General features: G+C 70.1%; 17 protein-coding genes. 7 read left to right on the top strand and 10 right to left on the bottom strand.

Features of this window, described 5'->3' with window-relative positions:
* Nucleotides 1-178 precede the first annotated feature (178 nt).
* Nucleotides 179-1216: a sigma-54-dependent Fis family transcriptional regulator gene (locus ABIC44_RS09235; protein WP_354295032.1), complete on the top strand. Its 1038-nt coding sequence runs from the start codon at nucleotides 179-181 to the stop codon at nucleotides 1214-1216.
* 84 nt (nucleotides 1217-1300) lie between these two features.
* Nucleotides 1301-1837 carry a hypothetical protein gene (locus ABIC44_RS09240; protein ID WP_354295034.1) on the top strand — a complete coding sequence of 179 codons (537 nt, stop codon included), beginning with the start codon at nucleotides 1301-1303 and terminating at the stop codon, nucleotides 1835-1837.
* A gap of 7 nt (nucleotides 1838-1844) precedes the next feature.
* Here the strand turns inward: ABIC44_RS09240 and ABIC44_RS09245 are convergent, their stop codons facing one another.
* From ABIC44_RS09245 to ABIC44_RS09260, 4 genes are read right to left on the bottom strand one after another with little or no spacing between them, the layout of a single operon-like run.
* Nucleotides 1845-2552, bottom strand: a complete 708-nt coding sequence (locus ABIC44_RS09245; RefSeq protein ID WP_307104255.1) for a Crp/Fnr family transcriptional regulator — start codon at nucleotides 2550-2552, stop codon at nucleotides 1845-1847.
* 57 nt (nucleotides 2553-2609) lie between these two features.
* Nucleotides 2610-2726, bottom strand: coding sequence for a cytochrome bd-I oxidase subunit CydX (cydX, locus tag ABIC44_RS09250; RefSeq protein ID WP_307104256.1), 117 nt, complete (start codon nucleotides 2724-2726; stop codon nucleotides 2610-2612).
* Between the two features lie 12 nt (nucleotides 2727-2738).
* Entirely contained in the window at nucleotides 2739-3878 is a 1140-nt protein-coding gene (gene cydB / locus ABIC44_RS09255) for a cytochrome d ubiquinol oxidase subunit II (RefSeq protein WP_354295036.1), read from the bottom strand.
* 16 nt (nucleotides 3879-3894) lie between these two features.
* Nucleotides 3895-5463, bottom strand: coding sequence for a cytochrome ubiquinol oxidase subunit I (locus ABIC44_RS09260; protein ID WP_354295038.1), 1569 nt, complete (start codon nucleotides 5461-5463; stop codon nucleotides 3895-3897).
* 124 nt (nucleotides 5464-5587) lie between these two features.
* Here ABIC44_RS09260 and cydD point away from each other — a divergent pair, with 124 nt between their 5' ends.
* Nucleotides 5588-7222 carry a thiol reductant ABC exporter subunit CydD gene (gene cydD / locus ABIC44_RS09265; protein WP_354295040.1) on the top strand — a complete coding sequence of 545 codons (1635 nt, stop codon included), beginning with the start codon at nucleotides 5588-5590 and terminating at the stop codon, nucleotides 7220-7222.
* Nucleotides 7219-8820 (top strand): amino acid ABC transporter ATP-binding/permease protein, encoded by a 1602-nt coding sequence (locus tag ABIC44_RS09270; RefSeq protein ID WP_354295041.1) that lies wholly within the window; start codon nucleotides 7219-7221, stop codon nucleotides 8818-8820. The genes cydD and ABIC44_RS09270 overlap by 4 nt, the downstream gene beginning before the upstream one ends.
* 1 nt (nucleotide 8821) lies before the next feature.
* Here the strand turns inward: ABIC44_RS09270 and ABIC44_RS09275 are convergent, their stop codons facing one another.
* Both ABIC44_RS09275 and ABIC44_RS09280 read right to left on the bottom strand, forming a co-directional pair.
* Nucleotides 8822-9511, bottom strand: a complete 690-nt coding sequence (locus ABIC44_RS09275) for a Crp/Fnr family transcriptional regulator (protein WP_354295043.1) — start codon at nucleotides 9509-9511, stop codon at nucleotides 8822-8824.
* Nucleotides 9501-10823, bottom strand: a complete 1323-nt coding sequence (locus tag ABIC44_RS09280) for a radical SAM protein (protein ID WP_354295089.1) — start codon at nucleotides 10821-10823, stop codon at nucleotides 9501-9503. Before ABIC44_RS09280 ends, ABIC44_RS09275 begins: the two co-directional genes overlap by 11 nt.
* 127 nt (nucleotides 10824-10950) lie before the next feature.
* Between ABIC44_RS09280 and ABIC44_RS09285 the strand changes: the two genes are divergently transcribed.
* Nucleotides 10951-11652 (top strand): OmpW/AlkL family protein, encoded by a 702-nt coding sequence (locus tag ABIC44_RS09285; protein ID WP_502959835.1) that lies wholly within the window; start codon nucleotides 10951-10953, stop codon nucleotides 11650-11652.
* Nucleotides 11653-11675: 23 nt separating this feature from the next.
* Here ABIC44_RS09285 and ABIC44_RS09290 read toward each other — a convergent pair whose 3' ends face one another.
* Nucleotides 11676-12779 carry an FUSC family protein gene (locus tag ABIC44_RS09290; protein WP_354295045.1) on the bottom strand — a complete coding sequence of 368 codons (1104 nt, stop codon included), beginning with the start codon at nucleotides 12777-12779 and terminating at the stop codon, nucleotides 11676-11678.
* A gap of 103 nt (nucleotides 12780-12882) precedes the next feature.
* On the opposite strand from ABIC44_RS09290, the gene ABIC44_RS09295 reads away from it, so the two are divergent.
* Together ABIC44_RS09295 and lldD are read left to right on the top strand one after the other, a co-directional pair.
* Entirely contained in the window at nucleotides 12883-13761 is an 879-nt protein-coding gene (locus ABIC44_RS09295; protein WP_354295047.1) for a LysR family transcriptional regulator, read from the top strand.
* A 140-nt stretch (nucleotides 13762-13901) separates the two neighbouring features.
* Nucleotides 13902-15083 carry an FMN-dependent L-lactate dehydrogenase LldD gene (gene lldD, locus ABIC44_RS09300; protein ID WP_354295048.1) on the top strand — a complete coding sequence of 394 codons (1182 nt, stop codon included), beginning with the start codon at nucleotides 13902-13904 and terminating at the stop codon, nucleotides 15081-15083.
* Nucleotides 15084-15095: 12 nt separating this feature from the next.
* Here the strand turns inward: lldD and ABIC44_RS09305 are convergent, their stop codons facing one another.
* The 3 genes from ABIC44_RS09305 to ABIC44_RS09315 form a co-directional block, all read right to left on the bottom strand.
* On the bottom strand, nucleotides 15096-16217 hold the full coding sequence (locus tag ABIC44_RS09305) for an alpha-hydroxy-acid oxidizing protein (RefSeq protein ID WP_354295050.1): 1122 nt from the start codon (nucleotides 16215-16217) through the stop codon (nucleotides 15096-15098).
* 1 nt (nucleotide 16218) lies between these two features.
* Nucleotides 16219-17931 carry a thiamine pyrophosphate-requiring protein gene (locus ABIC44_RS09310; RefSeq protein WP_354295051.1) on the bottom strand — a complete coding sequence of 571 codons (1713 nt, stop codon included), beginning with the start codon at nucleotides 17929-17931 and terminating at the stop codon, nucleotides 16219-16221.
* Nucleotides 17932-17999: 68 nt separating this feature from the next.
* Entirely contained in the window at nucleotides 18000-19457 is a 1458-nt protein-coding gene (locus tag ABIC44_RS09315) for an aldehyde dehydrogenase family protein (RefSeq protein WP_354295052.1), read from the bottom strand.
* Nucleotides 19458-19493: the final 36 nt, after the last annotated feature.

The raw sequence follows: 19493 nt of genomic DNA on the forward strand, positions 1-19493 counted from the left end.
TCCTTGGTCTGTTATGACGCCAAGGCTCTGCCTGTGCGGCGCGCGGGGCAAGCCGATCCGCGACGAGATGCGCGGTGCCGATGGACTTTCCGTCGGCAAGGCGTAGCATGTGTCGCATGGCGCGACGCGAAAGCCGCGCCGGTGTCGCACTTTGCGACAGTCGGAGAAGGATGCGGCGATGGACGGCGCCGGGATAGAACAGGGCCGGCGAGCCTATTTCGACGAGGGGCAGCTGCCGCTCGAAAGCGTGCGCCAGCCGGTGCTGCGCTCCTGGCTGCGCTGCACCGACATGGGGCTGGCGCAGGGGCGGCTGCGCGACGGCGGGCCGCTGACCGAGGGCGAACTCCATGCGCTGCGCCAGCGTCGCGAGTCGCTGCGTCGCCTTTGCCGTCCCGAACTGGAGATGCTGGCAGGCGAGGCGCGCGACACGGGCAGCGTCGTGATCCTGGCGGATGCCGACGGCATGATCCTCGACACCATCGGCGACACCGGCTTCCTGTCGCGGGCGGCGCAGGTGGCGCTGCGGCCCGGCGTGTCCTGGACCGAGGCTAGCACCGGCACCAATGCGATCGGCACCGCCATCGCCGAGCGCCGCCCGATCGCGGTGCATGGCGGCGAACATTTCTTCGCCGAACATGCGGTGCTGAGCTGCGCCGCGACGCCGATCCTCGATCCGCGCGGCGCGATCGTCGGGGCGCTCGACATTTCAGGCCCTTCGGTCAGCGGGCACGGGCATGCGCTGGGGCTGATCCGCCTGGCGGTCGACCAGATCGAGCATCGGCTGTTCCGCACCGGCTTTGCGGATTGCCGCGTGCTGCGCATGCACGACGATGCGGCGATGCTGGGCACGGCGCGAGAGGGGATATTGGTGTTTCGCGACGACCGGCTCGTCGCGGCCAACCGGCGCGGCCTGTCGCTGGTCGGGCGCAGCTGGGAGGCGCTGGACGACACCGCGCTGGGCGAGTTGGTCGACATGCGCAGCCAGGCGGCGAAGGGGCAGTTGCGCCTGGCCAATGGCGCGACGCTGATCGGCGGTTGGGATGCGGAGGCGCGAAGCGGCGGCATCGAACTGTCGGTCGCGCGTCCGCTGGCGGATGACCGGGCTCAGGCGATCGACGCGGCGCTGGCAGCCCATGGCGGCAATGTCTCGGCGGCGGCGCGGCAACTGGGCGTCCACCGCAGTACGATCCACCGGCATCTCGCCCGCCATCGTTGAAGGGGCCGGGCGCCCGCGTTTGACCATCGTCAATGTCGGCGACGCTGCCCTGCGTCACGAGGGCGGCGAAGGAGACCCTGCGCGATGGACCGCAACCCGCTTCAAGGCAGCGTCGTGCCGTTCGCGCGTCGCTGGCACGTCATCCACGAAATCGACCTGGTCCGGCTGATCCAGGAACATCGCCGTCGCCTGGCCTTGTGCGACCAGGCGGAGGCGATCGCGGACGGCCTGCCAGCGCAGCCCGACGCGCCGATGACGGCGGCATTCCTGACGGCCTTGCAGGGGCTGGTGGCGAAGGGGGAGCGGGTCGATGGCGATTATCTGGCGGCGATGCTGCTCAACGGGCATGAAGACCCGCTCGCCTGGACGCTGCTCGACCATGTCCGGCATCGGCACATGGCGGACGGCGCGGCGGCGCGCGATCTGATCGAGGCTTTTGACGGGGCCGACGCCACCATGGGGCCCGAGGCACTTGGCCATATGCTGCGCTGTTTCTTCACCGGGTGCCGCCGCGCGGTCGATTTCGAGCAGCTGACCATCATCGCCCTGGCCGGGCACCGCCTGACGCGCGAGGCCCGCGCGCTGCTGGTCGAGGCGCTGGCGGACAACGTCGCGGCCTGACCGCCTCTCAGGCCGCGGCGCGGGCGGCCAGCGCGTCGCGGTCGCTGATCGTGATGGCCCGGCCGCCGGGCAGGCCGATGATCCCGCTCTGCTTCATCCGGGTCAGCTGGCGGCTGACCGTCTCGATCGTCATGCCCAGCACGTCGGCGATCTGTCCGCGTGTCAGCGGCAGGTCGAAGGTGAGCGGCCCGTCGCGACTGGCCCGGCACCCGCCGGCCCCGGCGCGCGCCGCCATGTCGAGCAGGAACCCGGCCAGCTTCTCCCCCGCCGATTGGCGCGCCAGCACCAGCATCCGCCCGCGCGCCTCGTTCAGCGACTCGAAGGTCCGCTGGAGCAACAGCCGCTCCATGCGCTGGTGATCCTCCAGCACCCGCTCGAAGGCGACACGCGGGAAGACGCAAAGCTCGGCATCGGTCAGCGCGGTCAGGGTGAAGTCGACATCGCCCGCATAGGGCTGTCCGAAGAAATCGGCCGGATAGAGCAGGCCGACCGTCTGTTCGCGCCCGTCGGCGGTGGCGGCGACCAGTTTCAGCACCCCCGACAGCAGGTTGCCGCAGAGCACCGCCTCGTCGCCCGCCCAGGCGATGGTCTGGCCCCGCGCGACATGGCGGCGCTGGCCTATCGTGTTGAGCGCGATCAGCTCGCGGTCGTCGAGGCTGCCGCACAGGGCCCGGTCGCGCACCGCGCAGTCGGCACAAACGTCGTTCGGGATCATGGCCTTGCCCGATAGCATGGCCATGATCCCTTGTCGTCGGACGGATTGTCCCATCCGTCAGTGTCGCGGCGACACATCCTCCTCCTGCGGCAAATGGAATTCATGCCACATGCCGTTGAGGATGCCGAAGCCGATGGCCAGGCCGAGGCCGAGGACCCAGGAGAAATACCACATGGACGGGGCCTTTCAGTAGAAGTCGGGGTTGGTGCGCACCGCCTCCGCCGTCACGCGGCCGAACATCACCCGGTAGGCCCAGGCGGTGTAGGCCAGCACGATCGGCAGGAAGACGATGGTGACGAACAGCATGATGCCCAGCGTCTTTTGCGAGGACGAGGCGTTCCAGACCGTCAGGCTGCTATGCGCATCGATGCTGGAGGGCAGGATGAAGGGGAAGATCGAACAGCCGACCGTGGCGATGATGCCCGTCGCGGCCAGCGACGACCCGGCAAAGGCGACGCTCTCGCGCTTGGTCCTGATACCGATCAGGGCCAGCGCAGGCCCGGCAAAGCCCAGAATGGGCAGCGCCGTCATCCAGGGATAGGCGGCATAATTGTCCAGCCACGCGCCGCCCGCCGCTTCCGTCGTCATGTGCAGCGGATTGGACGGGCCGAGAGGATCGACCGCACCGACGACATGATAGCCCATGCCGCCCCAGGCGACGAAGGCAAAACCGCCCGCGAACAGCAGGATCGCGGCGATCGCCGCCACCGTCCCGAACGTCCGGGCGCGGTCGTGCACCGGCCCGTGCTCGACCTTGATCGACAGCCACGCCGCGCCGTGCAGCACCAGCATCGCCACCGACAACAGCCCGCACAGCAGCGTGAAGGGCGTGAACAGGTCCAGCAGCGTTCCGTCGTAAAAGGCGCGCAGATCGCTGTCGAGGCGGAAGGGCGCGCCCAGCAGGACGTTGCCGACCGCCACGCCGAAGACGAGCGCGGGCACCAGCCCGCCGACGAACAGCGCCCAGTCCCAGCGGGTGCGCCATGCCGGGTCGGGCCGCTTGCTGCGATATTTGAACCCCACGGGCCGCAGGATCAGCGCGGCGAGGACCAGGAACATCGCCAGGTAGAAGCCCGAAAAGCTGACCGCATAGACGAAGGGCCAGGCGGCGAAGATCGCCCCGCCACCCAGGATGAGCCAGACCTGGTTTCCCTCCCAGGTCGGCCCGATGGAATTGATGACCATCCGCCGCTCGGCATCGTTCCGCGCGACGAAGGGCAGGAGGGCGGCGACCCCCAGGTCGAAGCCGTCGGTCAGCGCGAAGCCGATCAGCAATATACCCAGCAGCGCCCACCAGATCAGGCGCAACATCTCGTAATCGAACATATCCCAGTCCTTCGGGTCAGGCGGCAACGGGAATGGCGGCGGGGATCGGGCCGGGGCCGGGCTGGTCGTCCCGTTCCTCCGGCCCGTGCGCGATGGCGGCCAGGATCAGCCGGACCTCGATCACGGCCAGCACGCCGTACAGCGCGGTGAAGCCCGCCAGCGTGGTCCATAGCGCGCCGCGCGACAGCGAGCTGGTCGCCAGGAAGGTCGGCAGCACGCCCTCGATCGCCCAGGGCTGACGCCCCAGTTCGGCGACCAGCCAGCCCAACTCGATCGCCACCCAGGGCAGCGGGATCGCCGCCACCGCCAGCTTGAGGAACCAGCGCGCGTCCATATGCATCCGCAGCGAACACAGGGCGAAGGCGGTTGCGAACAGCGCGATCATCGCAAAGCCGATCCCCGCCATGATGCGAAAGCTCCAGAAGAGCAGGCCGACATCGGGCACCGTGTCCCATGCCGCCGCCTCGATCTGCTGCGGCGTCGCGCTGCGCGGGTCGGTCATTTGCCGCTTGAGGAGCAGGGCATAGCCCAGGTCGCGCTTATGCGCCTCGAACCGCGCCCGCTGGGTCCGGTCCTGCGGATGGGCCTTCAGCCGCTGTACCGCGTCATAGGCGATCACGCCCGATGCGATCCGCTCCTGCGCCTTCAGCACCAGTTCGGACATGCCCGTCACCGTGCCGTCCAGGCTGCGCGTCGCGATCAGGCCCAGGACCCAGGGGATCTCGACCTTGTAGCGGGTCTCGTGCGCCTTGACGTCGGGCAGCCCGAACAGCGTCAGCCCCGACGGGCCGGGTTCGGTGTGCCAGACCGCCTCGATCGCGGCGAGCTTCATCTTCTGGTTGTCGGTCAGCGCATAGCCGCTCTCGTCGCCCAGCACGACGACCGACAGCGAGGAGGCGAGGCCGAACGCCGCCGCCACCGTCATCGACCGGCGCGCGACGGATACGAAACGCCCCTTCAACAGCCAGAAGGCCGACACGCCCAGCACCACGACCGAGGCGCAGACATAGCCCGCGCTGACCGTATGGACGAACTTGGCCTGCGCCACCGGATTGAACAGCACCGCGCCGAAGTCCGCGACCTCCATCCGCATCGTGTCGGGATTGAAGGTCGCGCCGACCGGGTTCTGCATCCAGCCATTGGCGATGAGGATCCACAGCGCCGACAAATTGGTGCCCAGCGCCACCAGGAAGGTGACGATCAGATGGCCCAGCTTCGACAGCCGGTCCCAGCCGAAGAACATCAGCCCGACGAACGTCGCCTCCAGGAAGAAGGCCATCAGCCCCTCGATCGCCAGCGGCGCGCCGAAGATGTCGCCGACATAATGCGAAAAATAGGACCAGTTGGTGCCGAACTGGAACTCCATGGTCAGCCCGGTGGCGACCCCCAGCACGAAGTTGATGCCGAAGATCTTGCCCCAGAAGCGCGTCGTCACCCGCCACACCGGGCGATTGGTCATGACATAGACCGATTCCATGATGACCAGCATCATCGACAGGCCCAGAGTCAGCGGCACGAACAGGAAATGATACAAGGCGGTGGCCGCAAATTGCAGCCGCGACAGGTCGACGACCCCGGGGTCCATGGCATGTCTCCATAAAAGGAGCCGCCCCCCGGCCCCTTGTCCGCGGATTCGCTACGCCCCGGTCCGCCCCCCGACATTGACCGCGGTCAAAGACGCCCGCCCATGCCGCTGCGACGGTCGCGGCATGACGACGATCGCCCATGATGCCCCCGCCGCCCGGATGCGGAGCCGCTGGTTGAAGGATGCGGCCGCGGGCCGTGACGGGACGCCGGGCCTGCTGCTCCTCGATACGTTGGCCGCCATCGGCTTCGCGGCCGGGATCGCGGGGGGCGTGGCGGCGGTGGCGGGGCGGGGGGCGGTGCTGCCCTGGGCCCTGCTTGCGATTGGCATGGGGATGGCGCGCGGATGGTTCGCGATGCTGGCCGTGCGACAGGGGGCCGCGCGCGCGGGACTGGTCAAGCGGGCGCAACGGCGGCGCGTCGTCGCCGCTGCCCTGTACCGGCAGGCGGGCATGCCGATGGACAGCGGCCAGCTGGCGACGCAGGCCGTGGATGCGGTCGAGGCACTGGACGGGTTCGTCGCCCGTTTCCTGCCCGCACGCCGGGCCGCCGCCATCGCGCCGATCCTGGTCCTGGCGGCGACGGCCTGTGCCAGCCCGGTCGCGGCCGTCATCCTGGCGGCGACGCTTCTGCCCTTCGTCGCGGCGATGATCCTGGCGGGCGGCGCGGCGGCGGACGAGTCGCGGCGGCAGTTCCTTGCCCTGCATCGTCTGTCGGCGCGTTTCGCCGACCGGGTGCGCGCCTTGCCCGTCGTGCTGGCCTTCCGCGCCGAGACGCGCGAGACCCAGGCGATCGGCGCCGCCGCGCAGGAACTGGCGGAGCGGACCATGCGGGTCTTGCGGATCGCCTTCCTGTCGTCCGCCGCGCTGGAATTCTTCGCAGCGCTGTCGGTCGCGCTGGTCGCGGTCTATTGCGGTTTCTCGCTGCTCGGCCTGCTGCCCTTTGCGGCCCCCGAGACGCTGAACCTGCCGCGCGCCTTCTTCGTGCTGGCCCTGGCGCCGGAATTCTATGCGCCGATGCGCCGCCTGGCCGCCGCCTATCATGACAAGCAAGGCGCGGAGACCGCCGCCGAGACGCTGATGCCGCTGGTCGAGCCGGGGCGCGCGGTTCCGGTCGCGGCGGCTGCGGCGGTGCTGACCCTGCGCGACGTCACGATCCATTATCCCGGCAGCGATGCGCCCGCCGTCTCGCGTCTTTCCCTGTCCGTCGGGGCCGGTGAGACGGTGGCGCTGCTGGGGCCGTCGGGCAGCGGCAAGACCAGCGTGCTGCACCTGCTGCTGGGCCTTGCGCCGCTATCGGCCGGAACGGTCGAGATGGACGGCATGGCCTTGGCCTCGCTGGCGGGGCAGGCAAGCTGGGTCGGCCAGCATCCGTTGCTGATCGCGGGCACGATCCGCGAGAATCTGTTGCTGTCCCATCCCGGGGCCACGCCGCTGGCCCTGCAACGGGCCGTCGTCGTGGCGGGGCTGATGCCGATGCTCCGCCGTCGTCCGGGCGGCCTGGATGCGCCGCTGGACGCGCGGGGGAGCGGTTTGTCGGGCGGCGAACGGCGGCGTATCGCCCTGGCTCGCGCTTTGTTGAACCCCGCGCCCTTCCTGTTGCTCGACGAGCCGACCGCGCATCTCGACGCGGTGGCCGAAGCCGCGCTGATCCGGACGATCGGCGGGGCGGCGCGGGGGCGCACGACATTGATCGCCACCCATAGCCCCGCGCTCGCCGCCATCGCGACGCACGTCATCCATCTGGGACCTGCCGCATGACCCTTCGCACATGGATCGCCGCCCAACGCCGGAACGAGCGTCGCCGTCTGTGGCGGGCGGGTGGCTGTGCTGCGTCGGTGGCGGCCGCATCGGTGCTGCTGCTCGCGCTGTCGGGCTGGTTCCTGACCGCCGCCGCGCTGGCGGGCGGGGCCGGGATCGTGGCGGCGCAGGCGTTCAACTATATGCTGCCCTCCGCCGCGATCCGCCTGCTGGCGATCGTGCGGACCGGCGCGCGCTATGGCGAGCGGCTGGCGAGCCATGGCGCGGCGTTCGGCGCGCTCGCCCGGCTGCGGCCCGCGCTCTACCGCGCGATCACCGCCGCGCCGCCCCGGGTCGCGCTGGCGCTGGGGCGGGGCGAGGCGACCGCGCGGCTGATCGGCGATGTCGATGCGGTGGAATGGCGCTTCGTCCGTCTGTCGGGGCCGTGGGGCGCCGTCGCGGGCTTGGTGTCGGGTGCAGCGCTGACGCTGCTCGGCGGTTGGCCGGCGATGGTGGCGACGCTGGCCTGTGCCGGGGGCGTCCTGGCCCTGGCCCTTCAGGGCGCGCGCCGGTTGGAGCAGCCCGGCCGCGCGGTGCAACGGGCGACGGGCGCGCTGCGCGAGGAAGTGGCGATGCTCGGAAGCGCGGCGGCGGAGCTGCGCTGCTTCGCGCTGGAGGACTGGGCGGCCGCGCGCGTCGCGGCGGCGAGCGATCGCCTGGCCGAAGCGCAGAACCGGCAGGCCGCGGTCGCCGCGCGGTTCGAGGCGCTGCACGCGACCGGCGTGGCCGTGGCGGCGGCGTCGGCCCTGATGCTGTCGCTCGACGCCGGTGCGCCGGTCGCCGCGCTCGCGGCGCTGGCGGCGGCGATGACCATCGACGGTCTCGCGCCGATCCTGCGGGCGTTGACCGAAAGGGGGCGGCTGCGTGAGGCGGAGGCGCGGCTGGATGCGGTCTTCGATGCGGCGGCGGAACCACGCCCCGCTGTCGGATCGCCAGACCAGCCGACCCTCGTCCTCGATGGCGACCGGTGCATGCCGGGCAGCCGGATCGCGCTGACCGGGCCATCGGGCTGCGGCAAGACGACGTTGATCGAAGGCTTGCTGGGGCTGCGTCCGCTACGGCCCGGCCGGATCGGGATCGATGGCCGGGATGCGGCCGATCTGCCGCCCGCGACGCTGCGCGCGCTCTTCGCCTGGGCGCCGCAGGAGGCAATGCTGATCGCGGGCACGGTTCGCGACAATCTGCGCATGGCCGACCCGCATGCGACCGAGGATTGCCTGTGGCAGGCGCTGGGCGACGCGGCGCTGGATGCGGTGGTGCGGGGCTTGCCGGACGGGCTCGACAGCTGGCTGGGCGACGATGGCGCGAGATTGTCGGGTGGAGAGCGTCGGCGGCTGTCGCTGGCCCGCGCCTATCTGGGCGATGCGCCCTGGCTGTTGCTCGACGAACCGGGCGAGGGGCTGGACGCCGATGTCGCGGCGGAGGTCGCGCGTCGCCTTGCCGCCCGGCTGGAGCGGACCGGGCAGGGGATGATCCTTGTCAGCCATCGCCCCGTGCTCAGCGCGTTGTGCGAGCGGCAATGGGCGGCGGACGATGCGTCCCACCGATCCGCCGCCTGAGCTAGCCCGCGACGATGGCGAGGCGCGTCCGGTCGATCAGGCGCACGCCGCGCAGGCCGCAAAGCTGGATCACCCCGTCATTCTGGAGGGCGGTCATGTGGCGGCTGACCGTCTCGACCGCCAGGCCCAGCGCCTCCGCCATCGCGCCGCGTGACAGGGGCAGCCGAAACATGCCGTCGCCCTCCGCCCCGCAGCGCCGCGCCATGTCGAGCAGCAGCGCGGCCACCCGTGCATCGGCGCGGGCGCGGGCCAGCATCGGCATCCAGCGCCGCACCTCGCCCAAAGTCGCCAGCGTCCGGCGCAGCAGCAGTCGTCCGGCGGCGGGATGGCGGACCAGCATCTCCTCCAGCGCCTGGCGCGGATAGACGCACAGATCGGCATCGCCCAGCGCCGTGATCGCATCGGCGGACCGGTCGGCGAAGAGCGTGCCGGCGAAATCGCCGGGATAGAGGAGGCCGACGATCTGGACGCCGCCATCCGCCTGCATGCGGGTCACCTTCAGCACGCCGGAGACGAGATGCGCGCAATGGCGTGCGGGATCGCCGATCCAGCCGAAAGCCTGTCCCGCGCGCAGCCGACGGCGGTGACCGATATGATGGATCGCGGCCAGGGCGGCCTCGTCCAGACCGTCGCACAGCGCCATGCTCCGCCCGGCACAGGCCGCGCAGCGTGGCGGAAGGTCAGACGGCATGGCTGAAGCGGGTATCGTCCTCGTTGCGCCAGGCATCGATGGCCGCCGCGATGGTGCGGGCATAGGGCAGGGCCTCCGCCGCCAGCCGCAGGCACGCCCCGTCCCAAGCGATCAATCCGACCTGTTCGAACCGACCGAGCCGTTCGCGAATGGCGGTCCGCTCGGGCAGGCCATCGAGGTCTGCGACGCCGTGGCACAGCACGCCCGCAATCGCCCGTGCCCGGCGCTGTTCCAGGGGGCCGCGATGAAGGCCGCGCGTCGTCGCGAACCGGCCCGCACCGATCGCCTGATGCCATGCCCCCGCATTCTTGGCGTTCTGGAGCAGGCGGTCGGGAAAGGCGCTGATCGCGCTGGCGCCCAGGCCGATCACGATGTCGGCGGGATCGTCGGTAAAGCCCTGGAAATTGCGGCGCAGCCGTCCGTTCGCCGCCGCGCTCGCCAGCGGATCATGGCCTTGCGCGAAGTGGTCGAAGCCGATGGCGCGATAGCCGGCACGCGTCAGCCGGTCATGCGCCAGCGCCGCCTGGCCGAAGCGTGCCGCCGCCTCCGGAAGGGCCCGTGCGTCGATGCGGCGCTGGCGGGGGATGAGGTGCGGCACATGCGCATAGCCGAACACCGCCAGCCGTTCCGGGGCCAGCGCGATGGCCTCCTCGAGCGTCGCGGCCAGCGCCGCGTCGTCCTGGCCGGGCAGGCCGTACATCAGGTCGAAATTAATCGATCCGACTCCGGCGGCGCGCAACAGGGCGACCGCGCGGACGATCTGCTCGCGCGGCTGGACCCGACCGATCGCCGCCTGAAGTATCGGGTCGAAGGTCTGCACCCCCAGGCTGGCCCGCGTGACGCCGGTCTCCGCGATGACGCTCGCCCAGTCCGCATCGAAACCGCGCGGATCGATCTCCAGCGACAGCGTCGCCTCCTCGCTGGCGAAGGCGGTGCGCAGATGGCCGACCAGCGCGGCGAAGGCGGCGGGCGGGATCGCATTGGGGCTTCCGCCGCCAAAGGCGATCCGGGCGATCCGTCCGCGTCCCTTCAACCGGGCGGCCACCAGATCGATCTCGGCGTGCAACCGCGCTAGATAGGCGTCCAGCCGCGCGGTCCGGTTCGCCGCCCCGGTGCTGCACCCGCAATACCAGCAGATCGCCCGGCAATAGGGGATGTGGAGATAGAGCGACACCATCTCGTCCGCCCCGACCGTGTCGAGCGCCATCGCCATGTCGGTATGGCCCACATGGTCGCCGAACTCGGCGGCGGTGGGATAGCTGGTGTAGCGCGGCACGGGCCGGGCGAGCAGATCGGGATGATAGGGCCACATGCCCATGTCGTGCCCCGGCGGTGCGCGCATGCCTTTGACCGCCGTCAAACCGGCGCTTGTCGATGGTCAAGGCGGCGGGGCGGGGGGGCTCCTATCCCGACGTCCACAGCCTCACAGGAGACATGGGATGACCGTCATCAGAACCGCCGCCACCCTGTTCGCGCTCGCCGCGACGGGAATCGGTACGTCGGCATGGGCACAGGATAGCGGGGGACGCGACGCTCGGGTCGGGACTCGCGCCGGCGACGTGCTGCTCCGCGCCCGCGCCATCCTTGTCGCGCCCAATGAGCGGTCGGGCAGCATCCTGCCCGGCTTCCCCGGCGAGCCGGTGAAGGTCGACGACCGCGTGATGCCGGAGGTCGACGCGACCTATATGGCGACCGACCATATCGGCGTCGAACTGATCGCCTCGACCACGAAGCATGCGATCGGCGGGGTGCGGGGCACGACCGGCGGTATCGGCAGGCTCGCCTCCACCTGGGTCCTGCCGCCGACCCTGACCGTCCAATATCATTTCGCACCGACCCGGCATGTCCGGCCCTATGTCGGTGCGGGCGTGAACTATACGATCTTCTGGAACGAGGCGGCTTCGGACGGACTGGAAAGCGCGGTGGGGCCGACCAGGGTCCATCTGAAGGACAGCGCAGGCTGGGCGGTGCAGGCGGGCGTCGATATGGACCTCACCCGCCGGGTCTTTCTGAACCTCGACGTCAAATATATCGATATCGACACCACCGCGCGGCTGGACAATGCGGCGCTGGGCCGCCAGCGGGTGAACGTCTCGCTGGACCCGCTGGTCTTCGGGATCGGCCTGGGGCTGCGCCTGTGAGGATGGCCGGTCGGCGTCGAGGCTTATCGGCGGGTTGAGGGCGCGGGGCTGCGCCTGGTGTCGATCCATCGCACGAGCCCCGCGATCAGCGTACAGATCACCAGGGCGATCGACGTGCCCACGATCGTATCGACGGCGCGGGCCTGGGGCGCGCTCGCGCTTTGCAGGGGAAGGGCGATCTTGGCGATCACGACGAACAGGGGCGTCACGCATCCGACGAACATGGTATAGTTGACCGCACGCAGCGCGATCGTCAGCGCGGCCAGCGGTAGTACCAGGGCCTCCAGCGCGACCGGGCCGTTGGCGTGGCCGATCAGGACCATCACGATCGCGGTCCCGATCAACGTCCCCGCGATCCGCTCGACCGCGCGCCAGGACGAGGTGCGGATATTGACCGTGATGACGACCACCGCCGTCATCGTCGCCCATTGCGGATAGGCCAGCCCCAGTCCATGCGCCGCCAGGAAGCAGGCGAACACCGCGACACCGGCGCTGGCGGCATGAAGCAGCGCCGATCGTGTCGAGGGAAGCTCGGGCGGGGCGGGGCGTGCCGCATCGCGGTCACGGTTCGGCCGCTCCAGCACATAGACGCTGCCGATCCGAAGCAGCAGCGCCAGGCCGCCACCGGCCAGGAACGCGATGCCGACCGCCATCGGGCCTGCCGCGTCGACCGGCCATTCCGCCGCCACGACCACCACGACGCCCAGCAGCATGCCCACCGTGGCCATGCCATAGGACCGGCCGGCGACAAAGGTGATCGCCGCGACCGCCACCGCCGCCAGCGTGGCGGTCAGCGCAAGGGCGGGATGGACCATGGCCGTCATGGCGGTCGCCAGCACCGCGCCGCCGATGACGAACAATGCCATGGCCCGCAGGCGCGACGCGGCATGGAGCCGGTTGTCCGCCAGACAGGCCCAGAACGCGGCATAGGCCCCCCAGATATCCGCCGGGCGATGGGACGCCTGCGCCCACAGGATCATCGCCAGCACCGCGACGCTGCCCGATGCGCCCTCCAGCAGCGCGAACTCGCCCGCGCGGAACTGTATGCCACGACGCGCCAGCTCGGTGGCCAGGCGGCGGGCGATCGCCCGATCACGGGCAGGGACGGAAGGGGGCGGCACGGGCACGACGGGCTCTTTGGATAACCGAGGGGAACACGCCCCGATAGCCATTTTGCGGTCACGCCTGGAGCGACTTGTTGGCATGGATACTATTCCTTAAAGGAATGACATGGAGTTCCGAACGCTACGCGCCTTTGTCGAAGTGGTTCGCCAGGGCAGCTTTTCGCAGGCGGCCAGGACGATCTTCGCGACGCAGTCCACGGTCAGCAAGGCGGTCAAGCAGCTGGAGGACGAACTGGGCGCGCCGCTGTTCGACCGGATCGGCCCGCGCGTGAAGCTGACCACCTTTGGCGAGGCGCTGTATCCACGCGCCGCGCGCCTGCTGGCGGAACGGAGCGACCTGCTCGTCGAACTGGACGAGATACGCGGATTGCAGCGGGGCAGCCTCCGGATCGGACTGCCCCCGGTCGGCAGCGCGCGGATCTTCGCGCCGATGCTGGCCCGCTATCGCCGGACCTATCCGGGCATCGCCATCGAATTGCGCGAGCATGGCGGCGACCAGCTCCTCGACATGGTGCGCACCGGCGAGATCGAGCTGGCGGCGACGGTCGATCCCAGCGCGCCGGAATGGCATAGTCAGGAGGTCTGGCGCGATCCGGTGATGGCGGTCATGGCGCGCGATCATCCGCTGGCCAAGGCCGGGTCGCTGTCGCTCGACGCCTTGCGCGACGAGCCGTTCATCCTGTTTTCCGACAGCTTCGTGCTGCATCGCATGGTGGTCGATGCGTGCCACCGCCATGGGTTCAAGCCGAATATCGCGGTCCAGAGCAGCGAGGTGGAATTCATCCTCGAACTGGCCGCATCGGGGATCGGCATCGCCTTTCTGCCCCGGTTGCTGGTGGATCAGGTCGATGCGGAGCGTATCTGCGGCGTCCTGGTGACCGAACCCTATATCGAATGGCGGCTGGCGATGGTCTGGCGCAACGGCGCCTTCCTGTCGCACGCCGCGCGCGCCTGGTTGCGGATGGTGGCCGACCAGGCGGATTAGCCGGTCGGCTGGGGCGGCGATCCGTCTGGGCCAGTCGATTTGGGAATGGAGGCCAGTCGGAGCTTTCGTTTTTCGCAACCCGACCCTTGGCCTATTTTCGTCGCTTACCGGGTCGGTGACCCGTCAAGCGAGGTCTTTCGATGATCATTTCCGCCCCCACGGATTTCCGCGAGGCGGCCCGGCGCCGCCTGCCGCGCTTCCTGTTCGACTATATCGATGGCGGCGCCGTGACCGAGTCCACCATGGTCGGCAATGTCGACGCCTTGCAGCGGGTGGCGCTGCGCCAGCGGGTCCTCAAGGGCGCGGGGGACCCCTCGCTGGCGGTGACGGTGCTGGGCCAGCCATGGGCGATGCCGGTCGCGCTGGGGCCGGTCGGAGCGACGGGAATGTATGCCCGGCGCGGCGAGGTGCAGGCGGCGCGGGCGGCGGGCCTTGCGGGCATTCCCTATGCCCTGTCCACCGTCTCGGTCGCGTCGATCGAGGAGGTGGCGCGCGATGCGCCGGGGCAGCTCTGGTCGCAGCTCTATGTGCTCAAGGATCGCGGCTATATGCGCAACGCGCTCGACCGGGCCTGGGCGGCGGGGATGCGGACGTTGGTGTTCACCGTCGATATGCCGACGCCCGGCTCTCGCTATCGCGATCGGCGCTCCGGCATGGCCGGGCCCGCCGCGACGCTGCGCCAATATGCCCAGGCGCTCCGCCACCCGCGCTGGGCGGTCGATGTGGGATTGCGCGGCCGCCCGCTCTCCTTCGGCAATATCGAGGCCTATGTCGGCCATTCCATGAGCATGGCCGACTATACCGGGTTTCTGGCGCGCAATTTCGACCCCGCCATTCATTGGCGCGATCTGGAATGGGTGCGCCAGGACTGGAAGGGCGCGCTGATCCTCAAGGGCATTCTGGATCCCGACGACGCGCGCGAGGCGGTCCGTTTCGGGGCGGACGGGATCATCGTGTCCAACCATGGCGGGCGGCAGCTCGACGGGGCCATGCCCACCGCCACGGCGCTTCCCCCCATCGCCGATGCGGTCGCCGGGGCGATCGCGGTGCTGGCCGATTCCGGCGTGCGCTCGGGGATCGACGTGGTGCGCATGATGGCGCTGGGCGCGGATGCGGTGCTGCTCGGCCGGGCCTATATCTATGCGCTGGCGGCGCGGGGACAGCGGGGGGTGAGCGAACTGCTCGACCTGATCGCGGCGGACATGCGGGTGACGATGACCCTGATCGGGGCCGATCGTCCCGGCGCGATCACCCGAGACAGTCTCGCGGGATTGCCGTCCTCGGTGCAGGGCCGGTCGGAGGCGCTGCGGGGCGGCGGGTGAGAGGCGGCCGCCTCAGGCCAGGTGACGCCGCTCCAGTCGGGTGACGTCGGGCGTCCCCAGCAGCGCCAGCGTCGTATCGACCTGCCGCCGCAGCATGGCGAGTACGGCATCGACGCCGCGCTCGCCATCCGCCGCCAGGGCATAGAGCAGCGGGCGGCCGACCAGCACGCCCCTGGCACCGGCGGCCATCGCCTTCACCACATCGGCACCGTCACGAACCCCGCTGTCCATCAGCACGGGCAGCCCGCACGTATCCGCGACGGCGGGCAGAAGGTCGATGGGGGCGGGCGCGTCCTCCAGCTGGCGGCCGCCATGGTTGGAGACGACGACACCATCCACCCCCAGTCCTTCGCAACGGCGCGCATCTTCGGCGGAGACGATGCCCTTGACGATCAGCGTGCCGCGCCAGTCGTCGCGAAGCCGCGCCAGCGCCGCCCAGTCGAAGCTCGCATCCATCTGGCGCGCCATCAGCGCGGCCTGCGCCTCCACGTCCCCGTCACCGGCGGCGACGAAATGGGCGAGCTGCGGAAAGCCCTGGCGCACCTGCCGGAGCGACCAGACCGGATGGCGGACACCGTCGAGCAGGATGCGCGGCGTCATGCGCAGGGGGACGCCGAAGCCGTTGCGCCGGTCGCGCACCCGGTCGCCATTCACCGCGACATCGACCGTGAGGACCAGGGTCGTGCACCCCGCCTCGCGCGCGCGGGCCACCAGCCGATCCGCCAGTGTGCGCTGGACGACGTAGAGCTGGAACCACAATTCCCCGTCCGAGGCGCGGCGCACCGCCTCGATCGTGCTGGTCGCCGCGGTGGACAGGCAGAAGGGGATGCCCGCCCGCGCCGCCGCCCGCGCCAGGATCAGGTCCCCCTGCGGCCGCACCACGCCGGTCAGGCCCATCGGCGCGACCGCGAACGGGCTTTCCCAGGGGCGGCCGAACGGCGCGATCGCCTGTCGGCGCTGCGAGACATCGGTCAGGCGATCCGGCAGCAGCCGGGTCCGGGCGAAAGCCTCGCGGTTGCGCGAAAGGCCGCGCTCGGAACCGGCGCCGCCCTCCAGATAGTCGAACACGATACGTGGCAGCTTGCGGCGCGCGGCGGCGCGATAATCGTCGAGCGTGATGAGCGCGCGGGTCACGTCAGTGATGGTCCAGCCACACGTCCAGCACGGCGCAGCGCCGTTCCTCGCGCACGACCCGCAGCGCCTCGGCGATGGCATCGTCGATCTCCGCCGGGTCGCGAAGCTGTCGACCCCATGCGCCGCCCGACGCGGCGGCGATGCCGACATAATCGGGGGCGGGGTCGAACGAGGTGTCCAGATCGTCGGCATGCGCGGCAAAGCCGTCCGGATGGACCGCCAGTGTCGACAGCTTGGGCGATTTCCAGCCGCGATTGTTGAAGACGATCTGCACGAATGGCGCGTCATAGCGTCGCGCCATCCAGTGCACCGAACTGGGCACGGTGAACAGGAACGAACCGTCGCCGGTCAGCGCCACCACCGTCGCATCGGGCTTGGCCAGCCGGACGCCGATCGCCGCGCCGCCATTCCACCCCAGCGATCCGCCGCCACTCGTCGCGATCGCCCCCGGCGTGTCGAGCCGCAGGTGATCGAACACCACGCCATAGTTGGAGATCGCCTCGTTGACGAACAGCATGTCGTCGCTTTGTGCGGCTCGCAGGCGCGACACGAAATATTCCGGCGTGATGGTCCCCGCCGGAACCGCCTCGCGCGTTCGCAGCATCGTTTCGCGCGCCGCGTGGCGATCGGCATAATGCGCGCGCCGCTCCTCGATGCGCGCGGCGGGGAGGGGCTGCGCGGCGAGCCAGTCGTCCAGCTGCGCGAGCGCGGTCGCGGCGTCGGCGCGGCACACCGCCTCCGCCCCGATCCGCCACAAAGGCATCTGTTCCTTCAGCGGATCGACATCGATGTGGAAGATCCGCGCGGCATCGCCCGGCACCGACACGGTGGGGATCCACGGCACGTCGCTGTCGATCACCAGCACCATATCCGCCGCGGCCAGATCGGCATTCTGCTGCGGCTGATTCCATTGGTTGCCGAGATAGAGCGGGTGGCTGTGCGGGAAGTTCATCGCATTGGGCACGGATTCGAGCACCCCGATCCCCAACCGCTCGCACAGCGTCACCATGGGCGCGACCGCCGCCGGATTGCGGCCCAGGAAGGACGTGACGACAAGCGGTCGTCGCGCCGTCAGCAGCGCCTCGCCGATCAGGGCGACCGTTTCGGGCGGCAGCGCGCCCGGCCCGATGCAGCGCCAGGCCGCCGCCTCGTCGGGGGTCGGCGCAACCTCTTCCTCCATCACCTCGCGCGCGCCGATCAGATAGACGGGGCCTTTCGGATCGGAACCGGCGAACTGGAAAGCGCGGTGCACCAGTTCCTTGACGTTGCGCCCGGTGCGGATCTCGTTGTCGTAGCGCATATAGCCGCGCACCAGCCCGCGCTGGTCATGGACGTCCTGGATCCACTGGATGAACTCGTTGCGCGATCCCTTCAGCTCCCCATGCTGGGTGAAGGGGGACGCACCCGCGAAGATCAGCATCGGGGCGCGTCCCTTGGCGGCGTTGTGGACCGCACCGGCCAGCGCCTGGGTCCCGCATTCGACATGGACGACCACCGCCTGCGCCACGCCGCTCGCCAGCCAGAAGCCGTGCGCGGCGCTCATGCCGACCATTTCATTGGGGCAGGTGACGATGCGCGGGATCGGCCGCCCGGCGGCGCGCGCCTCCGCGATCGCCTCGACCAGCGCGGGGTGATCGCTGCCGAGATTGGCGAAGACATGGGAGACGCCATGCTCGATCAGGGCATCGAGGAAGGCGCTGGAGGTGGTGTACATCGGGGGGCTTGGCCTTGTCGCATCGCCGGTCGCCCGGCGGGGGTCGTCGTCGGGGTAAGAAGTGGCGGTCAGGGGATATAGTCGACCGCGCCGCGCCGGATCGTCACCCAGTGCGTCGTGGTCATCTCCTCCACGATCCAGTCGCCGCCGAAACGGCCGATGCCGCTGTTCTTCTCGCCGCCGAACGGATTGAACGGCATGTCGGCGACGGTCATGTCGTTGACATGCGTCATCCCGACGTCGAGCCCATGGGCGAAGCGCAGCCCGCGCGCCTCGTCGCGGGTGAAGACCGCGCTGGACAGGCCCGCATCGGTGGCGTTGGCGAGTTCGAGCGCATGCGCCTCGTCCCGCGCCCGGATGACGAAGGCGATCGGCGCGAACATCTCGGATTGTGCCAGCGGATCGTCATTGTCGACATCGGCGAAGATGTGCGGCGGCACCACCGCGCCCGACGGCTCGCCCCCCAGGACCAGGCGGAAGCGGGATTTGGCGGCGGCGAGGTGATCGAGGTTCGCGGCCAGCTGCTTCGCGTTCATCGCCGGGCCGATCAGCGTGTCCGCCTCGGCCGGATCGCCATGTTTCAGCCGCGCGGCGCAGGCGGCGAATTTTTCGAGGAAGGCGTCATGGACGCTGTCCTCCACGATCACGCGGTTGGTGCTCATGCAGATCTGGCCTTGGTGCAGGAACCGGCCAAAGGCCGCCGCCTGCGCCGCCTGGTCGAGGTCCGCATCGGCCAGCACGACGAACGGGTTGTTGCCGCCCAGCTCCAGCGCGACCCGCTTGATGACCGGGGCTTCGATGGCCAGCCTGCCGATGCGCCGCCCCACCCCGGTCGAGCCGGTGAAGGACAGGAAGCGCGGAACATCATGCGTGCAGAAGCCGTCGCCGATCACGCGCGAGCTGCCGGTGACGACGTTGAACAGTCCGGGCGGCAGTCCCGCCTCTTCATAGATGCGCGCCAGCAGCAGGCCGCCGGTGACGGGGGTGTCCTCGGCCGGTTTGACGACCACCGCATTGCCCACCGCCAGCGCGGGCGCGATCGTGCGGTGCGACAGGTGGAGCGGGAAGTTCCACGGGCTGATCACGCCGACGACGCCGATGGGGCGGCGATAGACGCGGCTTTCGGTGTCGGGCAGGTCGATCGGCAGGATGCGGCCGTTGATGCGATAGGGGATCGACGCGGCCTCGTTCAGGCCGCCCATCACCGCCTGCCATTCGATCCCGGCCTTGATCCGGGTGGAACCCGATTCGGCGACCAGCCAGTCGATGATCTCGTCGCGCCGGGCCTGGACGATATTCGCGGCGCGCCGGAACAGGTCGGCCCGGACCGCCGGAGGCGTTTGCGCCCATTCCCTCTGCGCCTTGGCGGCGGCGCGATAGGCGGCATCGACGTCGGTAAGGTCGGCGGCGCGCAGGCGGAGGAGGCACTCGCCCGAATAGGGGTTGCGGTCCTCCATGGTCTCCTCGCCCGAACCGGGCCGCCATGTTCCGTCGATATATTGCGCCTCGAAGCTGTAGCGGGTCATCCTCTCACTCCTTTTTTCCTTGTCGGTCCATGCTAT

The organism is Sphingomonas sp. 1185, assembly GCF_040544655.1.
GTDB lineage: Bacteria > Pseudomonadota > Alphaproteobacteria > Sphingomonadales > Sphingomonadaceae > Sphingomonas.

What these genes read in the sequence shown, in the direction of transcription:
- ABIC44_RS09245 (WP_307104255.1), bottom strand. Translation starts at nt 2,552, where the DNA reads ATGATCCCGAACGACGTTTGTGCCGACTGCGCGGTGCGCGACCGGGCC.
- cydX (WP_307104256.1), bottom strand. Translation starts at nt 2,726, where the DNA reads ATGTGGTATTTCTCCTGGGTCCTCGGCCTCGGCCTGGCCATCGGCTTC.
- ABIC44_RS09260 (WP_354295038.1), bottom strand. Translation starts at nt 5,463, where the DNA reads ATGGACCCCGGGGTCGTCGACCTGTCGCGGCTGCAATTTGCGGCCACC.
- ABIC44_RS09280 (WP_354295089.1), bottom strand. Translation starts at nt 10,823, where the DNA reads ATGTGGCCCTATCATCCCGATCTGCTCGCCCGGCCCGTGCCGCGCTAC.
- lldD (WP_354295048.1), top strand. Translation starts at nt 13,902, where the DNA reads ATGATCATTTCCGCCCCCACGGATTTCCGCGAGGCGGCCCGGCGCCGC.
- ABIC44_RS09240 (WP_354295034.1), top strand. Translation starts at nt 1,301, where the DNA reads ATGGACCGCAACCCGCTTCAAGGCAGCGTCGTGCCGTTCGCGCGTCGC.
- ABIC44_RS09310 (WP_354295051.1), bottom strand. Translation starts at nt 17,931, where the DNA reads ATGTACACCACCTCCAGCGCCTTCCTCGATGCCCTGATCGAGCATGGC.
- cydB (WP_354295036.1), bottom strand. Translation starts at nt 3,878, where the DNA reads ATGTTCGATTACGAGATGTTGCGCCTGATCTGGTGGGCGCTGCTGGGT.
- ABIC44_RS09315 (WP_354295052.1), bottom strand. Translation starts at nt 19,457, where the DNA reads ATGACCCGCTACAGCTTCGAGGCGCAATATATCGACGGAACATGGCGG.
- cydD (WP_354295040.1), top strand. Translation starts at nt 5,588, where the DNA reads ATGACGACGATCGCCCATGATGCCCCCGCCGCCCGGATGCGGAGCCGC.
- ABIC44_RS09235 (WP_354295032.1), top strand. Translation starts at nt 179, where the DNA reads ATGGACGGCGCCGGGATAGAACAGGGCCGGCGAGCCTATTTCGACGAG.
- ABIC44_RS09270 (WP_354295041.1), top strand. Translation starts at nt 7,219, where the DNA reads ATGACCCTTCGCACATGGATCGCCGCCCAACGCCGGAACGAGCGTCGC.
- ABIC44_RS09275 (WP_354295043.1), bottom strand. Translation starts at nt 9,511, where the DNA reads ATGCCGTCTGACCTTCCGCCACGCTGCGCGGCCTGTGCCGGGCGGAGC.
- ABIC44_RS09295 (WP_354295047.1), top strand. Translation starts at nt 12,883, where the DNA reads ATGGAGTTCCGAACGCTACGCGCCTTTGTCGAAGTGGTTCGCCAGGGC.
- ABIC44_RS09285 (WP_502959835.1), top strand. Translation starts at nt 10,951, where the DNA reads ATGACCGTCATCAGAACCGCCGCCACCCTGTTCGCGCTCGCCGCGACG.